General features: G+C 41.6%; 1 protein-coding gene. It reads right to left on the bottom strand.

Going from position 1 to position 606, the window contains the following annotated elements:
* Positions 1-121: 121 nt before the first annotated feature.
* Entirely contained in the window at positions 122-478 is a 357-nt protein-coding gene (locus A1QO_RS18215; protein ID WP_017039490.1) for a DUF6404 family protein, read from the bottom strand.
* Positions 479-606 lie beyond the last annotated feature (128 nt).

The raw sequence follows: 606 nt of genomic DNA, 5'->3' as shown, positions 1-606 counted from the left end.
CGCGTTAAGTAGTGAGCAACGCCACCACCCGACCTAAATCATTGTGCCGTAAACACTAAAGTTGAATCAAACCGAAAATGCCAAGCGTTGGGAATCTGCCTTAAACGCTTTGTTATGGCGCTTACTCGTAGTTTTGCTTACACCAATTTTCCCAACTCTTTTCACCCAATTTTTTTCGAGCCTTGACGATTCTGAATACATTGATTAATCCCATCACAATACCGAACATAGCAGATGAAATAACGTAAGTTTTCCAACGCTCAGGCTCTGTATTCCAAGTAATTATCCACATCAAAGAGCCCCAAACTAGCCCCATTAATAACCCATGAATTAGGAGCACTTTCATAGGAGATTGGAATACCAAAGGCTTTTTAGATACGTCTTTGTATTTTGACCAAATAAACGGGGTTGGCCTAGTCAAGTCTGCTGGAACACCCTTTTCAATTAGGTGCTGTTGAATGAATTTTGCCTTGTCCATTTTAGTCTCGATCTATGTACGTCACCTGAATTCTAAGACTATGCGCCGATTTATTGAGGATGGTTATCAAGGTGTTGCGACTGACTTCAAATCTAGATTGCGCCATAACGCCTTACTAAGTGGCGCTG

The sequence above is a fragment of the Vibrio genomosp. F10 str. ZF-129 genome (assembly GCF_000287055.2).
In the GTDB taxonomy this organism is placed as follows: domain Bacteria; phylum Pseudomonadota; class Gammaproteobacteria; order Enterobacterales; family Vibrionaceae; genus Vibrio.
Note: the sequence above shows the minus strand (reverse complement) of the source record. Positions and strands in the feature narration are given on the sequence as shown.

What these genes read in the sequence shown, in the direction of transcription:
- A1QO_RS18215 (WP_017039490.1), bottom strand. Translation starts at nt 478, where the DNA reads ATGGACAAGGCAAAATTCATTCAACAGCACCTAATTGAAAAGGGTGTT.